The organism is Pedobacter ginsengiterrae, from assembly GCF_039537385.1.
GTDB classification, from domain to species: domain Bacteria; phylum Bacteroidota; class Bacteroidia; order Sphingobacteriales; family Sphingobacteriaceae; genus Pedobacter; species Pedobacter ginsengiterrae.
In genome coordinates, this window is sequence record NZ_BAABAK010000003.1 from 390,598 (window position 1) to 412,153 (window position 21,556).

General features: G+C 34.3%; 19 protein-coding genes. All 19 read left to right on the forward strand.

The features are described from left to right. The first annotated feature begins 224 nt into the window (after positions 1-224). The 19 genes from ABD692_RS03860 to ABD692_RS03950 all read left to right on the forward strand — a co-directional run bounded on the left by ABD692_RS03860 (position 225) and on the right by ABD692_RS03950 (position 21,517). A complete protein-coding gene (locus ABD692_RS03860; protein WP_344765074.1) occupies positions 225-2,624 on the forward strand; it encodes a GumC family protein in 2,400 nt (799 codons plus the stop codon). 502 nt (positions 2,625-3,126) lie between these two features. Then, positions 3,127-3,627: a UpxY family transcription antiterminator gene (locus ABD692_RS03865; RefSeq protein ID WP_344765076.1), complete on the forward strand. Its 501-nt coding sequence runs from the start codon at positions 3,127-3,129 to the stop codon at positions 3,625-3,627. 466 nt (positions 3,628-4,093) lie between these two features. Continuing rightward, a complete protein-coding gene (gene asnB / locus ABD692_RS03870; protein ID WP_344765078.1) occupies positions 4,094-5,893 on the forward strand; it encodes an asparagine synthase (glutamine-hydrolyzing) in 1,800 nt (599 codons plus the stop codon). Between the two features lie 236 nt (positions 5,894-6,129). After that, on the forward strand, positions 6,130-7,251 hold the full coding sequence (locus tag ABD692_RS03875) for a glycosyltransferase family 4 protein (RefSeq protein WP_344765080.1): 1,122 nt from the start codon (positions 6,130-6,132) through the stop codon (positions 7,249-7,251). A 487-nt stretch (positions 7,252-7,738) separates the two neighbouring features. Continuing rightward, complete coding sequence (locus ABD692_RS03880) at positions 7,739-7,873, forward strand: hypothetical protein (RefSeq protein WP_344765082.1); 135 nt, start codon at positions 7,739-7,741, stop codon at positions 7,871-7,873. Next, complete coding sequence (locus ABD692_RS03885) at positions 7,863-8,720, forward strand: ABC transporter permease (protein WP_344765084.1); 858 nt, start codon at positions 7,863-7,865, stop codon at positions 8,718-8,720. Before ABD692_RS03880 ends, ABD692_RS03885 begins: the two co-directional genes overlap by 11 nt. A 201-nt stretch (positions 8,721-8,921) precedes the next feature. Beyond that, positions 8,922-9,086, forward strand: a complete 165-nt coding sequence (locus ABD692_RS03890) for a four helix bundle protein (protein WP_344765412.1) — start codon at positions 8,922-8,924, stop codon at positions 9,084-9,086. A gap of 160 nt (positions 9,087-9,246) precedes the next feature. Continuing rightward, positions 9,247-10,515: an ABC transporter ATP-binding protein gene (locus ABD692_RS03895; protein ID WP_344765086.1), complete on the forward strand. Its 1,269-nt coding sequence runs from the start codon at positions 9,247-9,249 to the stop codon at positions 10,513-10,515. Then, positions 10,512-11,228: a class I SAM-dependent methyltransferase gene (locus tag ABD692_RS03900; protein ID WP_344765088.1), complete on the forward strand. Its 717-nt coding sequence runs from the start codon at positions 10,512-10,514 to the stop codon at positions 11,226-11,228. Before ABD692_RS03895 ends, ABD692_RS03900 begins: the two co-directional genes overlap by 4 nt. After that, a complete protein-coding gene (locus ABD692_RS03905) occupies positions 11,225-12,031 on the forward strand; it encodes a glycosyltransferase family 2 protein (RefSeq protein ID WP_344765090.1) in 807 nt (268 codons plus the stop codon). Before ABD692_RS03900 ends, ABD692_RS03905 begins: the two co-directional genes overlap by 4 nt. A 95-nt stretch (positions 12,032-12,126) precedes the next feature. After that, complete coding sequence (locus tag ABD692_RS03910) at positions 12,127-13,077, forward strand: glycosyltransferase family 2 protein (RefSeq protein ID WP_344765092.1); 951 nt, start codon at positions 12,127-12,129, stop codon at positions 13,075-13,077. Then, entirely contained in the window at positions 13,055-13,912 is an 858-nt protein-coding gene (locus tag ABD692_RS03915; protein WP_344765094.1) for a glycosyltransferase family 2 protein, read from the forward strand. Before ABD692_RS03910 ends, ABD692_RS03915 begins: the two co-directional genes overlap by 23 nt. Then, positions 13,909-14,877, forward strand: coding sequence for a hypothetical protein (locus ABD692_RS03920; protein ID WP_344765096.1), 969 nt, complete (start codon positions 13,909-13,911; stop codon positions 14,875-14,877). The genes ABD692_RS03915 and ABD692_RS03920 overlap by 4 nt, the downstream gene beginning before the upstream one ends. 5 nt (positions 14,878-14,882) lie before the next feature. Further along, positions 14,883-16,010: a glycosyltransferase family protein gene (locus tag ABD692_RS03925; protein WP_344765098.1), complete on the forward strand. Its 1,128-nt coding sequence runs from the start codon at positions 14,883-14,885 to the stop codon at positions 16,008-16,010. Between the two features lies 1 nt (position 16,011). Next, entirely contained in the window at positions 16,012-16,983 is a 972-nt protein-coding gene (locus tag ABD692_RS03930; RefSeq protein ID WP_344765099.1) for a hypothetical protein, read from the forward strand. Continuing rightward, complete coding sequence (locus ABD692_RS03935; RefSeq protein WP_344765101.1) at positions 16,956-17,909, forward strand: glycosyltransferase family 2 protein; 954 nt, start codon at positions 16,956-16,958, stop codon at positions 17,907-17,909. Before ABD692_RS03930 ends, ABD692_RS03935 begins: the two co-directional genes overlap by 28 nt. A gap of 25 nt (positions 17,910-17,934) precedes the next feature. Continuing rightward, positions 17,935-19,017 carry a non-hydrolyzing UDP-N-acetylglucosamine 2-epimerase gene (wecB, locus tag ABD692_RS03940; RefSeq protein ID WP_344765103.1) on the forward strand — a complete coding sequence of 361 codons (1,083 nt, stop codon included), beginning with the start codon at positions 17,935-17,937 and terminating at the stop codon, positions 19,015-19,017. After that, the gene (locus tag ABD692_RS03945; RefSeq protein ID WP_344765105.1) at positions 19,014-20,243 is read left to right on the forward strand and encodes a glycosyltransferase; all 1,230 of its coding nucleotides are present in this window, start codon (positions 19,014-19,016) and stop codon (positions 20,241-20,243) included. Before wecB ends, ABD692_RS03945 begins: the two co-directional genes overlap by 4 nt. Positions 20,244-20,248: 5 nt before the next feature. Beyond that, the gene (locus tag ABD692_RS03950; RefSeq protein ID WP_344765107.1) at positions 20,249-21,517 is read left to right on the forward strand and encodes a glycosyltransferase family protein; all 1,269 of its coding nucleotides are present in this window, start codon (positions 20,249-20,251) and stop codon (positions 21,515-21,517) included. The last annotated feature ends 39 nt before the right edge of the window (positions 21,518-21,556 follow it).

Here is a 21,556-nt window from a genome sequence, read left to right on the forward strand (position 1 = left end):
TTAATTAAATGAGGCTTCGACAAAACTCAGAATGACAAAATCACTAGTGAAATTTGATAATTGGTTAATTGTTGAAAGAAAGATAACGAACAAGGAGAAACGGAAAACTTACAGATTATGAATTGCGTAATTGATTATTGTAAATTGATATTGGCTATTAAATACCACGGTCTTCGATAAGCTCAGACTGACAGATAAGAAATAATTAATAAAAACAGAAAACATTGACTGAAACTGTTCAAGAAAAAAAAGGCATTAGCCAGAGTATCGATTTCTATAAAATCTTCAGGGTTTTTTTAAGTCGCTGGTATTGGATTGCTGCTACAGTTGGTATTGCATCTTGTATTGCCTGGCTCTATTTATGGTACACGCCACCGATCTATCAGACTGGTGCATCTTTAAAACTCGAGGATAGTGATCGGAGTGTGAGTACAGGCAATCAAATGGCCGCTCAAAATTACAATTATACCGATAAAATACAGGCTGAAAGCTTTACCATCCGCAGTAATGAAGTAATTTCAAATGCAGTAAAAACCCTGGATTATAAGATCAGTTATTATTTAAAAGGTCGCGTACGTACTACAGAGCTTTATCCAAATGTGCCCTTTGTTATAGAAATTATAAAACAAGACAGTGTTAATTTTGATCGGTCGCTTTACGAAGTGACGGCTGCAGATGAGCAGCATTTCAATTTATATTTAGCCGAAAACGATAAGCATAAAACTGTTTATCAATACGGACAGCGCATTAGCATCGGCAACATGATCTTCCGCATTAAAGATAAAATCCCTGCAAATAGTAAATATCAGTTTAAATTTAACAGCAAAGAAGATTTTATAGGTCGGGCTATGGGTGGTTTATATATTGGTGAAGCTGCCCGCTTTACTAATGTGATGAGTTTAAGCCAAACTGATGGAAATGCAGTTTTTGCAGCCGACATCCTGAATGCGATTATGAAGGAATATGTTAAATATGACATCATCCAACGCAGGCGTTCGGCTAAGCAAACAGTAGACTTCATTGATAATCAATTAAATTTTATTGACACAGAAGCGGGTAAATCTGGCAGCAGTTTAGCGAATTTCAAAACGCAAAATAAACTGGTTGACATGAGCTCATCCACCTCAATGACGGTTGGGAAACTTTCTGACTTTGAGAAGCAGAAAACTGAACTTAAACTGAAACAACTGGGCATTAAGCAATTACAAGAGCAGGTAAACAGTAATAAATCAAAAGTAGAAATTGGCCTGGATTTAGAAGGCGATATAAATTCTGGCTTAGGACTATTGGTTAACCAGCTTAATACACTTTTAGCTAACCGCGAAATAAAATTAGGTCAGTTTAACAGCGATTCTCAGCCTGTAAAACAAATTGAACAACAGATTGCCAATGTAAAGGCCAGTATAAGAAGTTCGGTTGATGGAATGTTGAGACAAAACGAACAAACCATCGCCTACCTTGATCAGCAGATTGCTGGTGTAACCCGTAGCATGAGTACAATTCCTGTTAAAGAACAGAATTTTGTAAAGCTGCAAACTAATTTTGAGGTTAACAATAAGGTAAGATCGTATTTATCAGAGAAAAAACTGGAAGCAGAAATGAATGCCGCAGCCGTTGTTTCCGCCGCTTCTATTGTAAATCCAGCTTATCCTTCTTACTTCGCCATTTCACCTAACTCAAATAAAGCTTACAGCACCGCTTTAATGCTTGGCTTAGCATCAGGTTTTGGTTTGATTTTGTTGGTACGTTTTCTAAATCCTTATATCTACGATAAAGAAACGGTTGAAGGCTTAACGCACACACCTATCATTGGCGTTATACGCAAATTCCCTGATTTTATTGATCAGGATAGCAAACAGGCACTTTCTTTATCCAAGCCAAAATCAGTATTTGCTGAGTCTATTCGGTCTGTTCGAACGAACCTTAGTTTTCTGGCTAGCCATAAGGCGAGTAAAATTATTTGTATTACTTCTGAAATTTCAGGAGAAGGAAAATCATTCGTTACCGTTAATCTCGCTAGTACGCTGGCATTAATCGAGAAAAGAGTGGTTCTAATTGCAGCCGATTTACGAAAATCGAAACTCCACCGTGCATTTGGAAATGATAACAAAAAAGGCTTGAGCTCGTTACTTTCAGGTCAGGCGAAACTGGAAGATGTATTAACACACGATGGGGTACATAATATCGACTTCATTCCTTCAGGTCCAGTACCACCTAACCCTTCTGAATTATTACACACGGAAGCGATGAAAGCCTTATTAAGGCAACTGGAAAAAGACTATGATTATGTTTTGGTCGATACAGCCCCTGTAGGCTTAGTATCTGATGCGATTCCGCTTATTCGCTCTTCGGATGTTAACCTTTTTGTAATCCGCTCGGGTGTTTCACAGCAAAGGGCCGCTAATATTCCAGAGCGCTTATCGCGGGAATATGGATTGAGTAATCTCGCTATTGTTCTTAATGCCTTTGGTGATGATGCACTTTACTCTAATTATTACACAACCGACTATAGCAGAGGTGGCGGAAACAGTACTTATTACTATTCTGATTATTCGGGTTATTCGGGTTCTGGTTATTATGATGATGAGAATAGAAGATGGTGGCAGTTTTGGAAGAAAAAGTAATTTGGTTAAGACGTCTTCCGCTTGCCGCCGCGGAAAGGCTCTTTCTTTTGCATGAACAAAAGACCTGCGAAGAAAGCTTGAACACATATCAAAAAATATGAACTAGTGAAACACAAAAATCACCAGCTGAAAATTTTTCTTTTAAAGGCAGTAATGACGCTTGTTGTTACTCACCGAAAAATTTGTTAGGCTGGATTTAAGTGTAACGGAGATTTAGAAGCTATGCTTAGTTGGTTGCAAGAGCTAGATATTGAAATAAGAAAAGGTACTGTCAGGTATTTTGGTTGTTGGGCGATTGGTTAGTGTAAATTTGGCTCATGGTTATTGGTCTAACTGAAAAACGGATAGCGAATAACAAAAATTGGTGAATTGGTTGGTTGTTGAATTGTTAATTATGGCCTTCGATTCCGCTCAGACTGACAATAGCTATTACTGGTCAGAATGACAACGACTCTGCCCAGACGATCATCGAACTACGGTAAACGAAAACCGATAATGAAAAATGGACAATAATTATAAGTGGTATCCTGTTTGCACCCGTTCTCGAGCAGAAAAAAAAGCTTACGACGAACTGCTCAAAAAGGACATAAAGTGCTATTTACCTCTTAAAAAGATACTTAAGCAATGGAGTGATCGAAAAAAAATAGTTGAAGAACCTCTAATTAAATCTTACGTCTTTGTGTATATTTCGGCCAGGGAGTATGCTGAAGTTTTAATGACAAATGGCATTGCCAGGTTTCTTTATTTCTCAGGGAATATTGCTTCTATGCCTGAACAGCAAATTGAAAACTTAAAGTTATTACTTGCTACTGATGCAGAATTAGAGGTATTGGAATATGATATTAAAGCTGGTGAGCAGGTGATCATTAAGGCAGGTCCATTTAAAGGGATGCTTGCTGAAATAGTTGCCCTGCATAATAAACGCCGCTTAATTTTGCGTTTAGGGAATATGGGGGTTGCCATTGAGATTAATACTTCGATGGCTTTTGTAGAGAAGATGTAGATTGGATTAGTAGTTTGTTCGTTTTTTGGTGACTGGTTTTTTGTTACGAGTACCATTATTTTGAGGTGGGGAGAATTTAAATAATGAGTTTACTTTTTTAAAAGAATGTGACTGAAAGGGCGAAGCTGTGTCCAGGTAGAAAAAGATATAGATTTTATATTGTCTTAGCCAGACGGGCTTCTTTCTTTTTGACAACAAAAGGAAACAAAAATTGCCAGTTGAAAATTTTTCTTGCAAAGTTAGTCGGAAGGCTAAATAGTGCAAACCAAAAAAAATTATTAGGCTGGTTTAAAGTAGAACGGAGATTTTGTAAGCAGGCCTGACTAGATGGAAAACCTGGTTAAGCTAAAAAAATATAATAATCAGTTATTTTTTTAAAAGAAATGTGACTGAAAGGGCGAAGCTGTGTTTTGTTCATTCGTTCATTAGTCACAAGTTCTTGTAAATACATATTTTGAGATAAAAAATGTGTCGCATTGCGGGGATTGTAGACAAAACTAAAACTGAGGTTCAGTTGAAGGCTGAAGTAAAGGCAATGTGCGATGTTATGGCTCACGGTGGCCCTGACGATGAAGGTTTCTATTTTAATGCTGTTAAAGGAATTGCCTTTGGTCACCAAAGGTTAGCTTTTATTGACCTTAGTAAAGCCGGGCATCAGCCTATGTTTTACGATCAGGACCGATATGTGATCAGTTTTAACGGAGAGATTTATAATTATCGCGACTTAAAAGCGGCTTTACTAAATCTCGGTTACGAATTTAATAGCAATAGCGATACAGAAGTTATCCTTGCTGCATACGCCGCCTGGGGAACAAAAAGTTTTGATAAACTTAACGGTATGTTTGCCTTTTCGCTTTTTGATGCTGAGCTAGACTACACCTATTTGGTTCGCGATTCGGCAGGCATAAAGCCCCTTTATTATAGCAGCACTAATCAACAACTGGTTTTTGCCTCTGAGGTTAGAGCGTTTAATCACACCGACTATCATTTTACGGAAAATGTAAACTGGAAAATTTACTTCCTGGCATTTGGACATATTCCTGAGCCTTATACCACTTTTTCAGATATCGAAATGCTACCAAAAGGAAGCTATTTAGTTTGGCTGCACGCCAGCCAGACTTTCGAAATTAAACGATATTATAATCCTTCGAGAGAAACAAAAATTACCGATTATAACGAAGCTGTTCTTGCGGTAAAAAAGGCATTGAAAAACTCGGTTATGCAACATCTATATTCTGATGCTCCCATTGGTGCTTTTTTAAGTGGTGGGATTGATAGCAGTATCATCAGCATTTTGGCGAGTAGTGTTCTTAAAAACCAATCTTCGTTACAAACCCTAGCTGTTAACTTTGATGATGCTAGCTATTCAGAAAAGCCTTATCAAGATCTAATCAGCACACAAATCAAAAGCAATCATCAGGAATATACAATCAATGAATCGATATTTAACGATAAATTCCCGGCTGCTTTATCGGCCATGGACCAGCCTACAACCGATGGAATTAACTCCTGGTTTATAACTTATTTTGCCAAGGAAAATGGGTTAAAGGCGGTTTTATCAGGCATTGGTGCCGATGAACTTTTCGGAGGCTATCCTTCATTTAAAAGAATGGGGCTGGTTGAAAAATTGAGTAAGCTGCCTGGTTTCATTCTAAAATTAGGTTTACGCTTTAGTAGGCCAGCACTAAAAAGAGCTTATTATTTAAACTATAAAAACACCGTTGGAAAATATCTTTTTTTAAGAGGTTTTTATACACCGGATGAGATTGCAGCTTTACTAAACTGTTCGAAAACACAGGTAGATACCGTATTGCAAACGGCTAAAATTGGCAATATCGATCCTGAATTAAAAAACGATGAGCAAGCAGGCTGGCTGGAATATAATCTTTATATGCAAAATCAACTACTTAAAGATACAGATGCGATGAGTATGCAACATGGTGTCGAAGTGCGTGTACCCTTCTTAGATAAAGATTTGGTTAAACTTGTTCATCAAATAAAAAGCGATTTGGTTTATAAAGGCGCAAAACCTAAAGGTTTATTGGTTGATGCATTTTTAAAGGCTTTGCCTGAAAAAATATGGGATCGCCCAAAAATGGGTTTCACCTTTCCCTTTCAAAAGTGGTTGAGTAATAATCATGAATTTTTGGATAAGCTTTCTAACCATGAAAATGAGCAGGTTAGAAATTTAACGGAAGATTTTAGAAGTGGTAAATTGCATTGGAGTAAGATGATGGCGTTGTATCAGGTGGTTGATGGCAATTGAATGATGAATTGTCGAGGGGTTTAGAAGGCAGTTTATTGTCCTGGCCAGACAGGCGTCTTTCTTTTTGATGTCAAAAAGAAGCAAAAAAAAACCAGCTGAAAACTTTTCTTTTAAAGTCAGTAGCTATGGTAAATTTATGCCAGCCGAAAAATTTGTTAGGTTGGATTTAAGTAGAACAATATTTAGTGGTTGGGCTTAGCTGGGTGGAAATAGATAGAGTATTATTGATTGGTTAAATGGAAACCGACAACAAATTGATTTCAAATAAAAAAATTCTCTTTCTTACTTTATATACCTTCAGTTTAACAGGAGGGATTGAAAAGGTTTGCAGGAGTTTTGCTAAAGTTTTACAAGATTTATTAACTGGACGAAAAATAAGCGGTTATAAGGTGTTAAGCATGTATGATCAAAGCCCTGACTTAAACTACGTTGATCAGAAATCCTATATTGGTTTTAACGGAAGAAGAATCAATTTCGCCATTCAAGCATTAACAAGCGGACTGCATTCGGACGTTATCATTTTAAGTCACGTAAACCTTTTAATTTTCGGCTGGCTAATTAAAAAGCTTCAGCCCAAAAAGCGAATTATTTTATTCGCCCACGGTATTGAAATTTGGGAAAAGCTGAGCCAGTGGAAAACGAATTTCATTAGAAAGCAGGTTGAAATTATTGCGGTAAGTAAATACACTGCTCTAAAAATTGAAGAGGTGCATCAACTACAGGCAAACAAAATAACGGTGATAAACAATTGCCTCGATCCATTTTTCAATAATCCTATTTCTTTCGAAAAACCTCAGGAATTAATAAACCGTTATCATCTAAAAGAAGAAAATCGGGTTCTATTTACCCTGAGTAGATTATCGTCTGATGAACAGTATAAAGGCTATGATCACGTTATTGAAGCACTCGCTGAACTTCCTGAGCATATCATTTATATACTTAGCGGTAAGGCTGATTTAAATGAAGCGCAAAGAATAAAAAACTTAATTGCTAAGAACCATTTGCAGCAAAGAGTAATTTTAACAGGTTTTGTTCCAGATGAAGAAATAGAAGCCCATTATTTATTGGCTGATGTTTTTGTAATGCCAAGTAAGGGTGAAGGTTTTGGAATCAGTTTCATTGAAGCTGCAGCTTGTGGCTGTCGTTCGGTTACAGGAAATATGGATGGAAGTACAGATGCAATCTTAAATGGAGCACTGGGACAGTCGGTTAATCCACATGATAAAGCTGCCCTTAAAACAGTCATACTTGATGAAGTGAATTCGAATTACAACAAGATAGATTTACAACAAAAGTGTTTGGCGGCATTCGTGTATGAAAAATATAAGGAGCGTGTAAGGGTTGCGTTGGTTAATTGATTAATTGTTGAAACTGTCAAAGCGTTGTTTATTGTCTTGGCCAGACGGGCTTTTTTCTTTTGACAATAAAAGACCTGCGGAGCAAGCTTGAACACAAATAAAAAAACTAAAAACTAGTGAAAACACAAAATTGCCGGCTCGCTAGATTTCTTTTGAAGTTATTGGTTAGGCTAGTTTTTGCATCCCGAAATCTAGTCCATGCCGGTCGAAAAGCGGAACGGAGATGAGGTGGTAAGTCTTAGCTGGGTGGAGATAGATGGTGCATTATTTATTGGCTAATGTTTTAATTGAAAATTTCAGAAACTGTCAAAGCGTTGTTTATTGTCTTGTCCAGACGGCTTTTTTCTTTTGACAACAAAAGACCTGCGAAGCAAGCTTGAACACAAATAAAAAAACTAAAAACTAGTGAAAACACAAAATTGCTGGCTCGCTAGATTTCTGTCGAAGTTATTGGTTTGGCTAGTTTTTGCATCCCGAAATCTAGGCCATGCCGGTCGAAAAGCTGAACGGAGATGAGGTGGTAAGGCTTAGCTGGGTGGAAATAGATGGTGCTGTTAGGTTAATTAAAGACAAAAAACAGGCAACACATAACAAACAACTGAAAATTATTAATGGAGCATAAAGAAGAACATAACTGGACTATAGAGGCGAAAGCTTCCTTGTTTGATTTAAAATTAAATGAGGTTTGGGCTTATCGCGATTTATTGGTTTTGTTGGTTAGAAGAGATTTTGTTTCTTTTTACAAGCAAACCATTCTCGGTCCGCTGTGGTTTTTTATACAACCACTTTTCACAACCATAATTTTCACTTTTATATTTGGTAACCTTGCAGGCATCTCTACCGATGGTTTACCAAAACCACTTTTTTATATGGCAGGCATAACGGCCTGGAATTACTTTGCAGATTGTTTAACTAAGACATCAACGGTATTTAGAGATAATGCTGGTATTTTTGGCAAGGTTTATTTCCCACGATTTATTATGCCGCTGAGCATTGTAGTTAGCAACCTGGTTCGCTTCGGTGTGCAAATGTTGCTTTTTGTTATGCTTATGGCTTATTACTATTTTACAGGTGCTCATTTTAACATCAGTTGGGCCATTTGTCTTTTCCCCTTAGTAGTTTTATTAATGGCCTTGTTGGGTTTAGGTTCAGGAATGATTATCTCCGCCATGACGACTAAATACCGCGATTTAGCATTCTTGGTGGGTTTCGGTGTGCAATTATTAATGTATGCCACGACTGTAATCTATCCGCTCTCAACGGCGCTAACGAAATATCCAGAGTACGCATGGATTATTGAGTACAACCCCATGACCCCTATTATCGAAACTTTTAGATATGGATTTTTAGGTGAAGGAAGTTTTAGCTGGGGTAGCTTAGGTTATGCAACTGGTGTTACTACTGCCCTGCTCCTATTTGGAATTGTGATTTTTAAGAAGGTGGAACGGAATTTTGTGGATACGGTGTAGGCTAGGAAGAGTTAAGGGATTAGGGTTTTGGGATTAGAGGTTAGGGTTTGGGGGTAGGTTAGTTTTGGTAGGTATAGAATATTTAATAAAAATCATCCTTTATTTATTTCATCAGTAACTAAATAAAGATTATGCATTTATTCATTTAAAAAACTGGAAGTGTGACAAATTTCGAGAGCATTTAGAAAAGACATTTATCAACTGGCTTCAAAATTCCCTAAAGAAGAAACTTTTGGATTAACAAGTCAGATTAAAAGATCGGTAAGTAGTATTGGGGCTTTTTTAGCTGAAGGTTCGGGAAAAATAACCGCCAAGGACAAAGCACATTATACCAACATGGCCTACACACTACACTTGAAACAATGAATCATCTGGTCGCTGCAATAGACTTAGATTATATTTCTGAATCAGAATACTTATCATTAAGAACTAGAATAGAAATTATAACGACTAAAATAAGTGCATTGAGAAAATCTCAACTTACTTAATACATTTAAATAAATTAAACGCCAAATCCTAAACAAACTTGTCGAATAACATTGCTATAAAAGTAGAAAACCTCTCTAAAGCCTATCTGCTTGGCCAAATCGGCACAGGCACGATCAGTCGTGATTTGGAACGCTGGTATGCCCGCATGCGAGGCAAAGAAGATCCATTTTTAAGAATAGGCGAAAACAATAACCAAAATACAAAAAGCGAAAGCGACGTAGTCTGGAGTTTAAAGGATATTAATTTTGAAATTGAACATGGCGATGCGGTTGGCATTATTGGGCGGAATGGTGCTGGCAAAAGTACGCTCTTAAAAATATTAAGCAAAGTAACTGCGCCTACTACAGGCAAGATCTCTGGAAAAGGTAGGATTGCAAGTTTATTGGAAATTGGAACAGGATTTCATCCAGAATTGAGCGGCAGAGAAAACATTTTTCTTAATGGTGCAATCTTAGGTATGCGCAAAAAAGAAATACAGCGGAAATTGGAAGAGATTGTAGATTTTGCGGGAATTGAGCGATACTTGGATACTCCAGTTAAAAAATATTCATCTGGCATGTATGTTCGTTTAGCCTTTGCCGTGGCAGCACACCTAGAATCTGAAATTTTAATTGTTGATGAAGTATTGGCGGTTGGTGATGCAGAATTCCAGAAAAAATGCCTGGGCAAGATGGATGATGTCAGTAAAGGCGAAGGTAGAACCGTATTATTTGTGAGCCATAATATGGATGCTGTAGCAACACTCACAACCAAATCACTTTATCTAAAAAATGGTGAATTAAACTTATACGACAAGACAGAAACTACTATTCAGAAATATTTAGAAACAGATACAAATGAAGTTGGTATTTATATCAAAGATCCAAATGCTAACAGCCCATCTTTTACGAAAGTAGAAGTTATAACATCAGAAAAAGATGGTACTCACATGAATGGAGAAGATCTAATTATAGATATTGACATCAACATGCCTGAGGTTATAGAAGGCATGTCAGTATCATTACAAATTTGCAATTCAAAGGAAATTCCCATAATTTATACCTACTTATTTGATACAGAATTGCCCCTATTGAGAAAAAGTGGTGTTAACAAAATGCGTTGTATACTCCCCAAATGTAAGCTTTACGCTAATACCTATTATTTAATAATGCACTTAGCTGAAACTAAGGGTAAATTCAAGTTTGAAGAAGTCCATAGAATTTGTGAATTCGAAGTGGTTATGCCCAATAAGGTCATCGAATGGGGCTGGCAAAAAGACACTTGTGTATACACTGAAGACTTTATTTGGGAGAAAATAACTATATGAGAGAAGAGAAGCTTGGCCGTTTAAACACAACAGATATAAAAATTGATGATTTATATTATTTACATTATAAGTATTACCATCGAGATTTATTTGATGCATTTGAAAAGTATGCTCTAGGTAATTTATTAGATATTGGATGTGGCAATAAGCCTTACGAAAATAAATTACAGCATAAAATTAGTAAATATATAGGCGTTGATATTATTCAATCTAGTGATAACAAAGTTGATTATTTATGCCCTGCGAATAAAATTCCTTTAGAAAACAGTTTATTTGAAACAGTAATTTCAACCCAAACAATAGAGCATGTGGAAGATCATCAGGGCTTAGTAAATGAAGCTTATAGATTATTGAAGCCAAATGGAATTTTTATTGTTAGCGGCCCAATGTACTGGCCGTTACATGAAGAACCTTATGACTTCTTTAGATTTACCAAACATGGCTTTAAATACATTTTAGAAAAAGCTGGCTTTGAGATTGTAGAAATAAAATCAAACGGAGGTAAATGGTCTGTAGCTGGACAAGCATTTTTACATGCATTATTGCCAAGCGTTTATAATATCAAAGGATTAAAAGGAATATTCTTACGTAAATCTTTTCAATTATTTGGAGGGATTAAAGGAGTTAATACTTTTTTTCAGAAAATTGATGATGAGATCAATGACAATTCTAATACGATGAATTATGTTGTTGTGGCAAAAAAAACACAATGATGCTAACAGTTGTCATTCCATGTTATAATCATGGTCAATACATACAAGAGGCCATTGATAGTGTTTTAACTTATCAAGACCAACCAGTTGAAATTATCATTGTAGATGATGGCTCCACAGACCTTTATACTATTAATAAAATGGAGGAGCTCAAAGTTCTTAATTATCAGATAATTCAGCAAAAAAATGCTGGTCTAGCTACCGCAAGGAATGTAGGTATAGCAAAAGCGAGAGGTAAATACATTTTGCCTCTAGATGCAGATAATAAAATTAAAGCCGATTATATTAAAAAAGCTATACAGCTTTTAGATACAAATAGTTACGATATTGTTTATGCAAAACCAAGTTTCTTTGGCGAAGTAACAATCGATAGAAAATTCAAACCTATAGAATTTAATGGATCCGACTTAATTTTCCATAATTATATTGATGCCTGTGCCGTATTTAGAAAAAATGTCTGGCTTAAGAATAAAGGTTATGATGATAAAATGCCATATCAAGGAGTAGAGGATTGGGATTTCTGGTTAAATAGCTACTTCAATGGTTTCAAATTTCATTTTATCGACGAAGAACTTTATGAATATAGAATATTAAGTGATTCGATGATTACACAAATAAATTCAGAGGATAAAAATAATGCTACAATAAATTATCTAATGAGTAAACGTGGAAATCAAATACTTAGTGAATTGGCGTCCCATTATTCAAAGTCTAAAATGTACTCAAATGACATTCAACATCCTTTCAGAAGTATATTTAAGTATTTATATAGATCGCTTAACATTTTCAATTATTATAAATAGTGAATACTTTAAGGTCAAAAAAGGGAAGAATTAATTTTTCAAAAGGAATTCTAAGAGTTAGAGTAAAGTTATCGAATATTAGTTTTGCAAATTAAATGATTGAACTGGCCATTATAATTCCAGCATATAAGCAAGAATATTTTGAGAAGGCTTTAAATTCAATTTGTTCTCAAACAAATAAAAATTTCAACTTATATGTTGGAGATGACTGCAGTCCTTATTCATTGAAAGAAATATGCAATCAGTTTGCTGATAGAATCAACTTGAATTATCATAGGTTTGAAAAAAATTTAGGTGGGAAAGACTTAGTTGCACAGTGGGAAAGATGCGTTAATTTGGCAGGAGATGAAAAATGGATATGGCTTTTTTCAGACGATGACTTGGCGGACTCAAATTGTGTAGAAAAATTTTACGAGGCCTTAAGCATTACCAGTTCTTTCTACGATGTGTATAGATTCAACACCTCTATAATTGATGCAGATGATATCTTTCTTGCAGCAGCAAGAGTTAGTCCAAAATTAGAGAACCCAATGAGTTTAGCGATAAATATACTAAAATGGAAAAGAGGAAATTCTATGCCAGACCATATATTTAAAAAACAGAAGTATAATGAGCTCGGAGGTTTTGTTAACTTTATTCAAGGACAAGCAAGTGATTGGGCGACATCTATTAATTTTTCGTATCCGAAAGGACTTTACACAATTGAAGGTCCCCGGGTTGAGTGGAGAAGAAGTGGTAAAAATATTTCTTCAAATGCCGCGAAAAATAAATCGCGTTTAATCTTCGGTCACCTTGAATTCATATCTTGGATTAATAACAAATTTAATAATGCAGATCAATACATATATGGCGTGAAGCTTAGCGAAATACACATCGAGTCAAAAAATAATCTAGCTATGGTTTTGAAGTCGCATTATAAGGGAATTCCTTGGCATAAATTTATTGAAATTGCTTTGATAATTTCTAAAGCCTTCAATGAGCCTCTTTTAAAATCATTTATGTTTTGCTTCAAAATTAACTACGTTGTATTCAGATCCAAATATTAAGTTGGTAAAAAGTAATCCTTTCATTACTGTAATTATACCCACAAAAAACAGCGAGCTACATATAAAAAAATGCCTATCCAGTATATTAAACCAAACCTTTCAGGACTATGAGATTATTATAAGAGATTGCATCTCGGATGATGATACTTTAAAAAGTATCAACTCTTTCAATGATAATCGAATAAAAGTTTATTCAGAAATGGATTCAGGTGTTTATGATGCAATGAATAAGGGGATAACAACAGCTAAAGGTGAATGGATTTATTTTTTAGGTAGTGATGACGAATTGTTTGGCAACCGTGTATTTGATAATGTTTATGAGCTGCTGAAGACTTCAAGAAATATGGCTATATACGGAAGCGTTCTTGTTGTTGGAGACGCAGGATGGGCAAAAGATGGAGAGGTTTATGATGGTCATTTCTCAATAGAGAAAATTATTTCTAACAACATCTGTCATCAATCTATTTTTTATAACAAACGAATGTTTAATAATTCCGAAACCTTTAATCAATCATACAAGATATGTGCAGATCATGATTTAAATATTAGGTTAGCAACTCAATTTAGATTCCACTATATTGATCTTATTATTGCAAAATTTCGAGGAGGTGGATTAAGTTCTCAAGCGGACGCTAATTTTATATCAGATTTTGATAACATTGTAATTAAGCATCATCCTTATCGAGTCCACAAATTTAATTTACTAAATATAAAAATCCAGAAAGAAGCCCATCAACAATTAATGAATGGGAGATTTTTAAAGAGTCTTTACTTATATAGCGTCTTAATATATAAGAAAACTATTTTTAAAATGTTTTTAAAGGCTAAGAAATGATTGCATTTACTATTTGTTCAAATAACTACTTAAGCAAAGCGAGGGTTTTGGTGAATTCTATAAAGAAAAAATCAGAAGCCGTTGTGTACCTTTTTCTTGCAGACCAAAAATCGAATAAGATAAATTACGAGCAGCTTGGCTTTGACAAAATATTGACACCCGATCAGTTAAAAATACCGAATTTGCAATGGCAGCTGGAAAACTACAATATTGTAGAATTTAATACAGCAATCAAAGGTGCCGCCTTTAATTATCTTTTTGAATACACTGATGCTCAAACAATCTATTATTTTGACCCAGATATCAAAGTATACCAGTCATTAAACAATTTTGAGAAATTCTGGAAAAAAAAGTCTATTTTACTAACTCCACATATCCTGAAGCCTGTTCCATTTGATGGATTGTTCCCACAGGAAAATTTATTTCTCAATCATGGAATATATAATTTGGGTTTCTTAGGCTTAAAAAGATCTGAGATATCTGAAAAATTTCTACATTGGTGGTGCGAAAGGTTGAACGAAAAATGCATTATCGATTTAAAGGAAGGATATTTTACTGATCAAATATGGCTTAATCTAGTACCTTCCCTATTTAAGGAGGTTTTGGTTATAGATCATCCGGGTTTTAATGCAGCATATTGGAATCTTCATGATAGAACAATTCATTTAGAAGCAGGAAAGTTCATAGTAAATACTACTGAAGATCTCTTTTTCTATCATTTCAGCAGTTTCGATAAGAAACTTGAACAATTAATGCCTCGAGCTGATGGAAGATTTACATTTCAAAATCGGCCAGAAATGAAATCTTTATATCTTGACTATTTAAATGATATCAATTATCATAGCAACGTAAGTTACGAATCTGTAAAATATTATAACTCTAGTTACCCTATTCCAAAGAAGGTGCCTTCTCTAATCACTCGACTATTAGCCAAAATATCACGGGAAATTAAAATGAAAATATAGTTTTCATGAACATCCTTTTTATATCAGAAATTCTTCCAATAAACACTTATGCAAGTGATGTGGTATTTCATCGGCACTTTAAAAGATTAATATCCGAAGGTCACACTATACATATCTTAACTGATGTAAATTCTTATGCGAACAGGAAAAAAGATTTAGATTCCGTATTTAGAATTCATTTATTACCAAATCGTAAATGGTATTATCCCCCTTACAAGCCATATGGTATACTTCAAAAAATCAGATTTTTCGACTATTATCAACTGCATGCTAAAGCAATAATTGAGGATAACCAAATTGATACTTTAATTGGCTTCGTTTATGGAGATTTTTTGGCTACATTTTGTTCATTTGTTCAGATAAAAACAGGTTTGCCACTTTATAGCTTTTTTCATGATGACACATCGGAATTAAATAGCCACAAATCAAAAAAAATCTCTATTGAAAATTCAAAAAAAATATTAGAAGTTAGTCGGTTTGTGTTCATTGCATCAGAGGCCTTGATAGATAATTGGCCACAGTTTAGCAAGAAATTGAAACTTCTTTATCCTATACCTGAAGATGCAAGAGAAAATGATAAGCTGCCAATTCCAACAAAGAATAAAGCTATTGCATACTCTGGATCTGTTTACAATGAGGTTATTCCATATTTAGAGAAAGTATCACTTTTTCTTTATCATATTAGAGTACCTTTTTATATTATAGGAAATAACGATAACGCTAAATACCTTTCTTATTCATATAAGAATGTACATTATCAAACATTATTCGAAACGGCAAAAGAATCAAATGATTTCCTTATAGCAACATGCAAAGCTTGTATTATTCCATATCCACAACTTTTAATAGAAATGCCTTGGATTAAAACTTGTTTTCCAAGTAAATTTATTCAATATACTAGAATGGGCATTCCTACAATTATAATCGCACCTATCGAGTCTGCTTTAGGTAAATGGTGCATTAAAAATAAATGGCCATTATATTTAAAAGAGTATAACCAAAAAGAGCTATATGAACTTTTAGCCACAAAAATAACAACGACAGAAACGCTAAATATGATAGAATTATTTAGTAGCACGATGTTTAACCCAGATTACATTCATAAACAATTAGTCAACTATTTAACCCTATAATATGTCATTTTTAGGGAAGTTACTTTACAAATATTATTATCGCCCAATAGAAAAAAGAGATACTATTAAAAGATACGGTGGTAAGATAAAATATACTGAAATGCTAGATGGAGAAGCTGAAATGCGAAATTACGCTTTTGATAAGTTAGCTTTTTCAAGTCCTTTCAATAATTTTGGTAAATTCAAGCTAAATTTCTTAACTGGAGAAAAGTTTATTCATCAGACACTTTTTTGCATTTATAGTTTTTCGAAGTGGCTAACTTATGAAGAAGCAAAAAATTTCTCTATATCCTTGTATGATGATAAAAGCTTAAAAAAAAAAACAATAGAACTTTTAAAAGCTAAATTTCCTCAGCTACAAATCTTTACCTATAATGAAACTGTAGAAAAAGTAAAAAATAAATTTCCTAAAAATGATTATCCATATATAAATAAAAAAATTACTGAATTGTTCTTTTTCAACAAATTGTTTTTCTTACATTCTGAGAATGATCCGGGATTAAAAGTTTATTTGGATTCTGATATGCTATTTGTAAATAGGCCTAGCGATTTTTTAAATTGGTTAACCTTAAATTACGGAAATTCAAATTCTGCTTTTGCTATAGAAGATATTATGAGAAGTTATGGTTATGATCAATCTCAAATAGAAAATATAGCAAAAAAAACAATTGATCATCAAATTAATGCTGGTTTTTATGGACTCCATACGAAGAATGTAAATTTTGATGAAATTGAAAGATTGATAAAAGATATTGAGGAGAATTATGGCAGTAGTTATTATATGGAACAATTCATTACTTCGCTATTATTAACTAGTCAAAAAAACCTAACAGTTTTTCCGCGAACAGACTATATCGTCTGGCCTAGTCCTACGGATATTCATTTTCAGAATGGCGCTTTGCATCACTATGTCGATATTTCAAAATATGGTTATTTTACCAAAGCATGGAAAAAGATTATAAAGAACCATTAATATCAATCTGCATACCAGCTTATAACGCAGAAAAATACATCAACCAAACCATGGATTGCCTACTTAATCAAACCTATAGAAATTTAGAGTTGATTGTAGTGGACGATGGATCAACTGATAAAACTCTTAGTATTTTAAAATCATATTCAGATACACGTTTAGCGGTACTTCAAAATCCCAGAAAGAATGCAGCTTCAGCTAGAAATCATTCCTTCTTAAATTCAGCAGGAAAATATATTGTATTTTTTGATGCGGATGACTGGATACCAAGTGATTTTATAGAATGCCAGTTAAAATGCATTAAATCTGAAAATGATATTGTTGCAGCTAACTGGGGTAGATTTTATCGTGATGATTTGTCATCGTTCAAAAGTGATCCAAACGTTATGCAGGTTAATCTAACTTATGAAGAATGGATATTAGCATACTGGCATACGGCAGCCCATATCACACCGCCAGGAAGATTGTTTTTTTCACGAAAGTTAGTGGAACAAACCCCATTATGGGACGAAAGTTTGACCTTAAATGACGACTTTCAGTTCTTTAATGAATTGTTTTTTCATTGCGATAGAATTATTTATAGTAATAGTGATTTTTACTATCGAAGTGGTATTGAAGGTTTATCTAGCAAAAAAAGTGAATTTTTTTACCTATCTAATTATTACTCATTAAAGCGCGGTATAGAATTAGCTTTATTGAAATATCCAAACAGTGAAAATATAAAAATATGTTGCGCTAATATGTGGCAAAATCTAAAATATCAAATTTATCCCAGCTATACAAAGCTCATAAATAGAGTAGATGAAGAATTAGCCAAACTACCTAGCCCAAATTTTAAATTTCCAGCAGGGGGCATCACTAAAATTTTAAATCTATTATTTGGATGGAAACTAACCACCACACTAAAACATTGGCTAAAGGTTTGATCGGGAGATTTCATTGTTAGAAATTATGAGAATCTTAATAGTTTATGGCACTAGGCCAGAGTTTTTAAAAGTTTATCCTCTAATTAGAGAATTGTTGAAAATAGACAACATATTGTTGAGCGTTATAAATACGGGTCAACATAGAGATATGGTACTTGAATTAGAATCTTTTTTCAATTATAGTGCAGACATCTATCTTAATATTATGACAGAGGGGCAATCATTAAATTCAATAGTAAGTAAAATTGTACTTGCTTGTGACCATCTGTTCGATGAATTAAAGCCTGATTTTGTGCTTATTCAAGGCGATACTACAACAGTTATGAGTACTGCTTTAGCTGCTTTTAATAAAAGCATCAAAATTTGCCATCTTGAAGCTGGCTTAAGAAGCAGAAACATTAACTCGCCATTCCCTGAAGAATTTAATCGAAGGACCGTTAGTCTAATTTCCAATATCAATTTCGCTCCAACTGAAAATGCGAAAACAAATTTGATTCAGGATGGAGTTAAAGCAGAGACTATTTACGTAACAGGCAATACAATTATTGACACTTTAAAACTCGTAAAGAAAAGGTTATTAACTAAAGTAGAAGACAATAAAGTTCATATTCTCGTAACAGCTCATCGCAGAGAAAACCATAAAGTGGGCATTAAACACATTTGTAATGCAATTAGAGATATTCTTTCAATTTATGAAAATGTTTGGGTAACCTGGCCAGTACATCCAAACCCACATGTTATGGATATAGTTTACAAAGAGTTAGGCCAAATTGACAGGGTTTCTTTGATTAAACCTGTTAACTATTTGTCACTGTTGGAATTAATTAATAATTCTCATATCATATGGACAGATTCTGGGGGCATTCAAGAGGAAGCTCCAGAATTTAATAAACCCGTACTAATTCTTCGAGAAGAAACCGAAAGGCCCGAACTAATTACCTGTGGTTTAGGTTTCTTGGTCGGAACAAATGAAGCACTAATCAAAGAGAAAACTATTCAAATACTTGATGATAAACAATACTCTGACTCATTAAAAACAGTAATTAATCCATTTGGTGATGGCATGGCTAGTATAAAAATCGCCAAAATTTTAGCTGGACTAGAATGAAAACACTAATTATCTGTCCGAATGAACTTTTTTCGGAACCACGCTTAAGAAAAACTGCAATCTTTTTAGATAGCATTGGGCACGAAGTACATGTTCTCACTGCTCGTACTATTCAAAAAGAAAAAAACCTATATGTTGAAATAAAGAAATTATATCCATCTATTAGATTTCATATCATAGATGTTTCTAAAACAAGTTTTAGATCTAGAATTATATGGTTCTTGAGTAGCTTGTTACACATAATAAATTTAAAGGTTTGGACTTTTTTTAAATTACAGTTGCTACCTAATAAGGGAATATTAAATAAAACTCTTTTACTAAGTAAATTTCCAAAAATTAAGTTTGATCTAATAATTACAAGCTTAATTGACACCCTTCCCCATGCTATCGCAGCAAAAAATAGTTTGAACCCAGATGCAAAAGTTATATTTGACTCTCAAGAGTTCTTTACTGGACAGTATAAACTTTTTCAATCAGAGAAAAGAGATTGGGTTGAGGCTATTGAACAAAAACACTTTAATAATTTTGACGCAATTTTTGCAACTACTAATGTGATGTTAGCAGCATTGCAAAAAAAATATAAATTGACTAATCCAATCTATCGTGTTCGGAATGTTCCTATAAAAAAAGAAATACCCTATAACCAAGGTCACGAATATAATGAAACTTTGAAATTAGTCTGGCATGGCAAATCAATTAACATTGGAAATATTCGTGGAGTGCATATTATTATAGAAGCCGTTTTAAAAGCAAGGTGTAAATGTGATTTATATTTACAGGGTGAGATTGACCAAAGTAACATACTACTACTTGAGAGGCTAAAGAAGGAATTCATGAGTGAAAACTCAATTTACCTTTTACCCTCAGCAGATCCTACTTTAATTGTAAAGTCTATAAGTCACTATGACATTGGCATTATAGGAGAGTTGCCAAAAGAACTTAATCAAGAATATACTTCATCCAACAAGTTATTCGATTTTATTGGTGCTGGTTTGGCAATCATAACCTCAAGCACTGCTGGTATTGTGGAAACTATTAACGAATATCACAACGGATTAATATACACACCAGGTGACGCAGATGAACTTGCTGCATGTATCGTTAAACTCCATAAAAATAGAGAACTATTAAACAACTTAAAAATGAATTCTATTAAGGCTAGAGAGAAGGATTGTTTTTGGGAAAACGAATTAGCCAACATTATTGAACTCTCAAGTCACAATTAATCGGTTTGAAAAAAATAATAATTATTTCTCCGCATTTTCCACCGTCTAATTTAGCAGCTGTGCACAGAAGTCGCTTATTTGCCCAGCATTTGCCAGAGTTTGGATGGGAGCCGATAATAGTTACGGTACATGAGCGATACTATGAGGAAGCGTTAGATTACAATTTAGAAAGCTTGCTCCCTCAAAGCCTGAGAATTATAAAAACGAAAGCGATATCAACTAAACCTCTTCGTTTAATTGGGGATATAGGTGTAAGAGCATTTTATCAACTTTACAAAGCTGTAGTTAAACTGATTGAAACCGAACAAATAGATTTTCTTTACATTACAATTCCATCCCACTTCACGGCTTTAATCGGGCGCTTGGCGCACTTTAAAACTGGCATAAAATACGGTATTGATTACATCGATCCATGGGTACACCAATGGCCAGGCACAGAAAAAAAATTTTCCAAACACTGGTGGAGTATGAAAATCGGGGAATGGTTAGAGCCAATAGCTGTTAAAAAAGCTAGTCTAATTACTGGTGTAGCCCTCAGCTATTATGAAGGCGTACTTGAACGTAACACCGCATTAAAAACTCAAGTTATTACCGCATCAATGCCATATGGAGGCGAAGAAAATGACGTTAAGATTTTAAAAAAAACGAAGTCGAAGCCTTATTTATTCGAAAAAAAAAATGAAATATTAGACTTTGTTTACGGTGGCGCAATGCTGCCAAAAGCGTTTAAGCCCCTGGAAATGGTTATGAAGGCGATATCTAAAGCTCCAAACTCTTTCAGCAATATTCGTATTCACTTTATTGGGTCTGGTAAATCTCCAAATGATTCCCATGGCTTTAACATAAAAAAACTAGCTATAAAATATAATTTGTGGCAGACAGTATTTTTTGAATATCCAAAACGTATCCCGTATTTAGATGTTCTCACCCATTTAATAGCTGCGGATGGAGCATTTATATTAGGAAGTACCGAGCCACATTACACTCCTTCGAAAGTCTATCAAGCAGCTTTGTCACAGAAGCCTATATTTGCCATACTTCACAGTGATAGTACTGCATGTCAAATTATAGAACAAAGCAGAGTTGGTATTGTGTTAGCTTTTAATGGTGAAAATGATCTTTTAGCTATTAGCAATAGCTTTGACAATAAATGGAACTCATTTTTATCATTCAGATCTGGCTTTAATGCCCATACCATTAACGCCGAATATTTAGAGCAATATTCAGCAAAAGCAGCTACAAAAATTTTAGCAGATGCATTAAAAAAAATTTGATATTTGACGCAAATCACCAGTTCAAGTCCATAACAAATA

Excerpts from the sequence above, each read along its gene's own strand:
- ABD692_RS03875 (WP_344765080.1), top strand. The coding sequence starts at position 6,130 with ATGGAAACCGACAACAAATTGATTTCAAATAAAAAAATTCTCTTTCTT.
- asnB (WP_344765078.1), top strand. The coding sequence starts at position 4,094 with ATGTGTCGCATTGCGGGGATTGTAGACAAAACTAAAACTGAGGTTCAG.
- ABD692_RS03935 (WP_344765101.1), top strand. The coding sequence starts at position 16,956 with ATGGAAAAAGATTATAAAGAACCATTAATATCAATCTGCATACCAGCT.
- ABD692_RS03905 (WP_344765090.1), top strand. The coding sequence starts at position 11,225 with ATGATGCTAACAGTTGTCATTCCATGTTATAATCATGGTCAATACATA.
- wecB (WP_344765103.1), top strand. The coding sequence starts at position 17,935 with ATGAGAATCTTAATAGTTTATGGCACTAGGCCAGAGTTTTTAAAAGTT.
- ABD692_RS03920 (WP_344765096.1), top strand. The coding sequence starts at position 13,909 with ATGATTGCATTTACTATTTGTTCAAATAACTACTTAAGCAAAGCGAGG.
- ABD692_RS03865 (WP_344765076.1), top strand. The coding sequence starts at position 3,127 with ATGGACAATAATTATAAGTGGTATCCTGTTTGCACCCGTTCTCGAGCA.
- ABD692_RS03880 (WP_344765082.1), top strand. The coding sequence starts at position 7,739 with ATGCCGGTCGAAAAGCTGAACGGAGATGAGGTGGTAAGGCTTAGCTGG.
- ABD692_RS03925 (WP_344765098.1), top strand. The coding sequence starts at position 14,883 with ATGAACATCCTTTTTATATCAGAAATTCTTCCAATAAACACTTATGCA.
- ABD692_RS03910 (WP_344765092.1), top strand. The coding sequence starts at position 12,127 with ATGATTGAACTGGCCATTATAATTCCAGCATATAAGCAAGAATATTTT.
- ABD692_RS03885 (WP_344765084.1), top strand. The coding sequence starts at position 7,863 with ATGGAGCATAAAGAAGAACATAACTGGACTATAGAGGCGAAAGCTTCC.
- ABD692_RS03945 (WP_344765105.1), top strand. The coding sequence starts at position 19,014 with ATGAAAACACTAATTATCTGTCCGAATGAACTTTTTTCGGAACCACGC.
- ABD692_RS03900 (WP_344765088.1), top strand. The coding sequence starts at position 10,512 with ATGAGAGAAGAGAAGCTTGGCCGTTTAAACACAACAGATATAAAAATT.
- ABD692_RS03930 (WP_344765099.1), top strand. The coding sequence starts at position 16,012 with ATGTCATTTTTAGGGAAGTTACTTTACAAATATTATTATCGCCCAATA.